At 66.9% G+C, this 6,396-nt stretch carries 6 protein-coding genes; all 6 read right to left on the bottom strand.

Translation table 11 applies throughout. The features are described 5' to 3' along the window. A partial coding sequence (locus LHJ74_RS22485; RefSeq protein ID WP_260219946.1) for a GTP-binding protein occupies window positions 1-538 on the bottom strand: 538 nt, incomplete at its 3' end. After that, window positions 519-1,139 carry a DUF742 domain-containing protein gene (locus tag LHJ74_RS22480; RefSeq protein ID WP_260219945.1) on the bottom strand — a complete coding sequence of 207 codons (621 nt, stop codon included), beginning with the start codon at window positions 1,137-1,139 and terminating at the stop codon, window positions 519-521. The genes LHJ74_RS22480 and LHJ74_RS22485, both read right to left, overlap by 20 nt. Window positions 1,140-1,271: 132 nt before the next feature. Next, window positions 1,272-1,685 (bottom strand): roadblock/LC7 domain-containing protein, encoded by a 414-nt coding sequence (locus LHJ74_RS22475; RefSeq protein WP_260219944.1) that lies wholly within the window; start codon window positions 1,683-1,685, stop codon window positions 1,272-1,274. 10 nt (window positions 1,686-1,695) lie between these two features. Next, window positions 1,696-4,977 carry a sensor histidine kinase gene (locus LHJ74_RS22470; protein ID WP_375546800.1) on the bottom strand — a complete coding sequence of 1,094 codons (3,282 nt, stop codon included), beginning with the start codon at window positions 4,975-4,977 and terminating at the stop codon, window positions 1,696-1,698. A gap of 335 nt (window positions 4,978-5,312) precedes the next feature. Beyond that, window positions 5,313-5,939, bottom strand: coding sequence for a GTP-binding protein (locus LHJ74_RS22465; protein ID WP_375546799.1), 627 nt, complete (start codon window positions 5,937-5,939; stop codon window positions 5,313-5,315). Continuing rightward, entirely contained in the window at window positions 5,920-6,333 is a 414-nt protein-coding gene (locus tag LHJ74_RS22460) for a DUF742 domain-containing protein (protein ID WP_260219942.1), read from the bottom strand. The genes LHJ74_RS22465 and LHJ74_RS22460 overlap by 20 nt, the downstream gene beginning before the upstream one ends. Between the last annotated feature and the right edge of the window lie 63 nt (window positions 6,334-6,396).

Raw genomic sequence — 6,396 nt, 5'->3', positions numbered from 1 at the left:
CGCTCTTGGCGTCGCCGCGGTGCCGGGCGTCCGTGGTGATGATCGGCGCGTCCGGCCCGATCTGCAACGCCTCCCGCACCTCCTCCGGCGTATACGGCTGATGACCGTCAAACCCGTTCAAAGCGATCACGAACGGCAGACCGGAGTTCTCAAAATAATCCACCGCCGGAAAACAGTCCGCCAACCGACGCGTGTCCACCAGCACCACCGCACCGATCGCACCACGCACCAAGTCATCCCACATGAACCAGAAACGATCCTGACCCGGCGTACCGAACAAATACAGAATCAGATCCTGATCCAACGTGATCCGACCGAAATCCATCGCCACCGTCGTCGTGGTCTTGTCCGCCGTATGCGTCAGATCATCGATACCCGCCGAAGCCGACGTCATCACCGCCTCCGTACGCAGCGGATTGATCTCCGAGACCGCACCGACGAAGGTCGTCTTCCCCACACCGAACCCACCAGCCACCACAATCTTGGCCGAGGTCGTGGAGCGGGCAGCCGCACCGCCGCTAGAGCTTGCGAAGTCCACTGAGCACCCTTTCGAGCAGTGTCACGTCTGGCTGGCCGTCGGCGGTCGAGTCGCCGCCGCCAGGCTGGTGGATGGCGACGAGCCCGGCCTCGGCCAGATCGGCGACGAGAATCCGGGCTACGCCGAGCGGAATGGAGAGCAGTGCGGAGATCTCGGCGACCGACTTGATCTCGTAGCACAGGTGACAGATCCGCTGGTGCTCGGGCAACTGGCCCTGGAGCTGGGCGGTTTCCGCCGTGGTGTGCACCAGCGCCTCGATGGCGAGCTGGTAGCGCGGCCTGGTCCGGCCGCCGGTCATTGCGTAAGGGCGCACCAACTGCTGCGGCTCGCCGCGGCCCTCTCCGCCACCGGCCTCGGGGCGGGGGCTCGACGACGGCGCCGGCTGGATGCGGGAGGGCGGGCGTGGCGCCTGCTGCTGCGGCGGCGCGGGCGGCTGCCGCTCGTACTGTGGCGGGTGCACCGGCTCGCGTGAGGGCTGGGGCTGCTCTTCCCGCACGTGGTCGCTGGGCGCGGAGGGGAAATTGAAGCGCTTCAGGGGAGACCCCGGAAGCTGCTGGTCGCGGCCATTCCCGTACGACGGGCCGCCTGGGGGCGTTGTCACGATTCCTCCTCCGGCTCACGGACTAGCGGGCCACACTTGCCAGTTACTGCCTCAGCTTCTCAAGCGGGCACCGCGTCCCCGCACCTTATGGGGCAGAGCCGCATTGCGCACGACCTGTCTCCTGTTTGAGAACTAGTTGAGCAGGCTTCCTTGCAGTTCCGCGCGGAGATCGGGAGTGAGAACCGTCCCCGTGCGGTCGACAAGAAGGGCCATCTCGTACCCGACGAGACCGATGTCGGCCTCCGGGTGCGCGAGAACGGCCAGTGAGGAACCGTCCGAGATCGACATGATGAAGAGGAAACCACGCTCCATCTCCACCACCGTCTGATTCACGGCACCTCCCTCAAAGATCCGGGACGCCCCCGCCGTGAGCGAGGTCAGACCCGACGCCACCGCAGCCAGTTGATCGGCACGGTCACGCGGGAAGCCCTCGGACAACGCAAGGAGCAGTCCGTCGGCGGAGACCACCACTGTGTGGGAGACACCGGGGGTGTTGTCCACGAAGTTGGTGATCAACCAGTTCAGGTTCTGCGCCGCCTGGCTCATCGGGCTCACACTAACGCTCCTGATCGTAGGTGCTGCCGGGGCCGAAGCCCTGTCGGTCGTTCTGGGTGGTGTCACCGGTGGTTCGTCCCCGGCGGACACCGCGATGCAGGTTACTCAGTCTGCCGCGCACATCTTCCGGGGACCGGGAGATGTGCGGACCGCCCTGGGGGTCCTGCTCCGCTGTGCCCTCGACCAGGTTGGCCCTGGGCACCCGCCGGGGAAGACCGGATTCAGTGACGCCGCCCGCTTCCGGTTCACGCAGTCTGCCTGCCCGGTCCCGACGGTCGTCGTTCACCGAGGTCCACTCGGAATGGGCATTCTCCGAATGGTCCGGCGGTGCCGGCAGGGACTCCTGCGACTGCTGGTCCGGAGATTCCGTTTGGGGCTGTTGCTGCGCTTCCGGGCCTTCTTCCCACTGCTGCCACCCCGGGTCACGACGCGGCAGCCCTGCGCCGGTGGTCGAGCGGAACGTGCTCGGTGAGGGACCCGGTCGTTCGAAGCCTACGTGGTTGCCGGTGGGGTCGGAAATGCCTTCGACAGATTCCGCTTCCGGCTGGTCCGGCTGCTGCTGACCGTACGGGGACTGCTGTAGGCCGTAGCCGGGATCCGAATGGAGGGGCTGGTCGGGCCGGCCCGGTCCAGCATGATCGTTACCAGACTGATCGCTACTGGTCTGACCATATCCACCCTGGACATAGCCCTCCTGGTCATACCCGGTCCGGCCATAGCCGGTCGGCTCGTAACCGGACGCACCGTACTCGTTCTGGGGATACTGGTTCTGCTGGTAGCCGATCTGGGGATGCCCCGCCTGAGGGTCTCCGGCCTGGGGATGCCCCGCCTGGGAGTGTCCCGCCTGGAGGTGCTCGGGCTGCTGGGGGTGCTCAGCCTGGTACCCGGTCTGCCCGTGGCCCGCGTGTCCGGGCGGGGTCTGCTCGCCGAAGTTCTGCTGCCGTGCCTCGACCGCCGCACGGCGCTCCTCCCGCTGCACCGAGCGGTTGACGGAGTCGAACGCCGAAGGAGCCGAGCCGGGCTCAGCCGGACGGTAGCTGGCGTCGTCGAAACCGAGCTCCGCGGCCGACGGCAGGCTGCTGTCGACGACCGGCGGCGCTGCGTAGGGCTGGACAGTGGTCCCGGGCTGCTCGGTGACGATCGGGGAGACCGTGAAGTCCTCCGCAGGCGCCTCCTCGGCCTCGCCCCCGCCACCACGCGTGATCACCTCGGGCAGCATGACCAGCGAGGTGGTGCCCGCCGCAGCCCCCGAGGGCCGGAGCTGGACCCGGATGCTGTGCCGGTTGGCGAGGCGGCCGACGACGAAGAGGCCCATCCGCTGGGAGATCGAGGCATCCACCGTGGGCGGGTTCGCGAGCTTGTGGTTGATGTCCGCGAAGTCCTCGGAGGTCAGGCCGATGCCCTTGTCGTGGATCTCGATCATCACCCGACCGTCCGGCAGCCGGGTCGCGGTGATCTCGACCTTGGTATGCGGCGAGGAGAACGAGGTGGCGTTCTCCAGCAGCTCGGCGAGCAGATGCACGAGGTCGGTCACCGCAGCACCGTGGATTTCGCTCTCCGGCACGCCGGACAGTTCGATGCGGTTGTAGTGCTCCACCTCCGAGGAGGCGGCGCGCAGGACGTCGACCAGCGGCACGGGCTCGTTCCACCGCCGGCCGGCCTCCTCGCCCGCCAGGACGAGCAGGTTCTCGCCGTTGCGCCGCATACGGGTCGCGAGATGGTCCAGCCGGAAGAGGCTCTCCAGCTGCTCCGGTTCGGCCTCGTTGTTCTCCAGGCTCGTGATCAGTTCGAGCTGCCGCTCGATCAGGCCCTGATTGCGGCTGGAGAGGTTGGTGAAGATTGCATTGACGTTTCCTCGCAGGAGCGCCTGTTCCGCCGCGAGGCGTACGGCCTCTCGGTGCACCTGGTCGAATGCGCGGGCAACCTCGCCGATCTCGTCCCGGCTGTCCAGGGGTATCGGCTCGACGCGGGTGTCGACGCGGCCCGGCTCGGTGCGCGACAACTGGTCGACCAGCATCGGAAGACGCTGCTCGGCGACGCCGAACGCCGCGTTCCGCAGAACGCGCATGCTGCGGCCCATGGAGCGTGCCATCATCCCGGCGACGAGGAAGGCCAGCAGGAGGGCGGCCAGCACGGCGCCACCGTTGACGAAGGCGTCTCGCTTGGCGTCCGCGGATATCTGCTCGGTCTCCTTCACCGCGTCGCCGGCGAGCCGCTTCTCGACCGCGCGATAGGCGTCGAACTCGGCGGTAGCGGCGCTGAAGTAGCTCTCGGGGGTGATTCCCCTGTCCTTGAGCGTGCTGGCACGGGAACCGCCGGCGATGGCGGTGACCATCTTGTCCATGGCCGGCGGGGCGACGAAGGGCCGGTCCTCGGACTCGGCCTCCGCCTTCGCCGCGGCGGTCTCGCGCACACTCTCCGCCTGCACCCCCGCCAGTTGGCTCTTGAGCAGCTCGACGTCCTCGGGGCGGCCGCCGGAACGGTACTCCTCAAGTGCGATGTTCTCGAGGTAGGCGTACGAGGCCAGGGCCGTGAGCTGCTGCTTCTTGCTCTTCTCGGAGGGCCCCGGCTTGAGCAGCAGATGCATGCCGAGGGAACGCTGGAGGGACTCGGCGGACTTGGCCAGCGAGATCGCGTAGACCGCACGTCCGTACGCGGTGACGTTGCCGGTACCCAGACCGAGGTCGTTGGCGAACTCCATCAGCGGGTGCTGGACCTGGACGTAGCCCTCCTCCGTCTGGGCCCCGCTCAACCGGTCGGTATAGGCGGCCTGGCGGAGGGTGGGGAGTCCCTGCTCGGCCTTCTTGAAGGCGGCGAGGCGGCGCTGGAGTGCCGGTTTGTCCGGTGCCCCCTTGATGCGTGCGTCGAAAGCCCGCTTCGCCCTGTCGGTGGCATCGCGCACCTCCTCGACCTCGGGGTCGTCGGGATCACCGCGGAGAAGCGGCTCGGCGGAGCGGTCGCGTTCGTTGGTCAGGGCATGGCTGTAGTCAGCCGCGGCCTCCACCAGTTCGGCGATGTGCCGGGCGTCCTTCGCCTCGTTCCAGGTTTCGATGGATTCCTGGACACGGATGCCGCCGAAGACAAGGGCGACCAGCACCGGGATGAGCAGGATCGCGTTCAGCCGGGTGTGCACCCGCCAGTTCCGTACGGCCATCCTGCTGCCGCCGGTGCCAGGCGGCACCGGCGCGTCGGACTGGCCCGTCGTCGTGCGGGGCGGCGGGGTGAAGTTCCCCCGCGACCCACCTCCGAGCTGCTGGTCAGGACCCTTCTTGCTCCGCCTCACTCGACTACTACCTCTCGGCGTCCGGCCCGCCGACTTCGCTCAAGCCGTGGCTACTGATGAGTTCAACGAATTTCAGCACGTCAAGGCGTCTGTTACCAAACACTTGACGTCGCCGCAATTTCGTGGAAGCCGTCGAGAGGTAAAAAGGACATAGCAACTACTGTGCGACAAAAGCCTATAGAACCATGCGCAGAGGGGAGCGTTCTGCTCGCCGCCAGTGGTTGCGGCAGGGCCAATTGCTTGCCGAACCGTTATAAACCCGGATGAGGGCACGACGAAGAACACACCCACGGGAGTGAACGTCTCCTGCGGCAATAGCTAGTTGATCACCCTGGTCACTTGAGGCGGGCGAGCAGTGCGTGTTCCACGAGAGTGATCAATCCGCTCTTGGCGTCGCCGCGGTGCCGGGCGTCCGTGGTGATGATCGGCGCGTCCGGCCCGATCTGCAACGCCTCCCGCACCTCCTCCGGCGTATACGGCTGATGACCGTCAAACCCGTTCAAAGCGATCACGAACGGCAGACCGGAGTTCTCAAAATAATCCACCGCCGGAAAACAGTCCGCCAACCGACGCGTGTCCACCAGCACCACCGCACCGATCGCACCACGCACCAAGTCATCCCACATGAACCAGAAACGATCCTGACCCGGCGTACCGAACAAATACAGAATCAGATCCTGATCCAACGTGATCCGACCGAAATCCATCGCCACCGTCGTCGTGGTCTTGTCCGCCGTATGCGTCAGATCATCGATACCCGCCGAAGCCGACGTCATCACCGCCTCCGTACGCAGCGGATTGATCTCCGAGACCGCACCGACGAAGGTCGTCTTCCCCACACCGAACCCACCAGCCACCACAATCTTGGCCGAGGTAGCTGCTCGGGGTGCGGATTCCCCGTATCCCATCTGTCCCATCTGACCTGTCTGCCCCGTCTGTGGGCTAGAGCTTGCGAAGTCCACTGAGCACCCTTTCCAGCAAGGTCACAGCGGGGGCGCCGCCGGGCTCGGCGGTGCTGCCCGGCTGGTGAATGGCCACCATCCCGGCCTCGGCCAGGTCGGCGACGAGGATCCGGGCCACCCCCAGCGGAATAGCCAGCAGCGCGGACACCTCCGCGACCGATTTGACCTCACGGCACAGATGGCAGATCCGCTGGTGCTCGGGCAGGAGCCCGTGCAGGTGGGCCGGGTCAGCAGTCGTGCTCACCAGGGCCTCGATGGCCAGCTGATAGCGCGGCCTGGTACGGCCGCCCGTCATTGCATACGGGCGCACCAGCGGCTGGTCGCCTTCACCCCCATACGATGCATGATGATTCGGGGCACCGTACGGGCCGGGCGAGGCGGGCGGCGGGGTCATGGCTCCTCCGGGCGAGGCATGAGGTCGGCGAGGCGGACTGTAGTGCTCAAGTGGGGGGAGCTT

Origin of the sequence: Streptomyces gossypii (assembly GCF_025165795.1) — a bacterium.
Classification (GTDB): Bacteria; Actinomycetota; Actinomycetes; order Streptomycetales; family Streptomycetaceae; genus Streptomyces; species Streptomyces gossypii.
The sequence above is the reverse complement of the archived record's forward strand: the minus strand, read 5'-3'. Positions and strand labels throughout refer to the sequence as shown.

Excerpts from the sequence above, each read along its gene's own strand:
- LHJ74_RS22460 (WP_260219942.1), bottom strand. The coding sequence starts at position 6,333 with ATGACCCCGCCGCCCGCCTCGCCCGGCCCGTACGGTGCCCCGAATCAT.
- LHJ74_RS22475 (WP_260219944.1), bottom strand. The coding sequence starts at position 1,685 with ATGAGCCAGGCGGCGCAGAACCTGAACTGGTTGATCACCAACTTCGTG.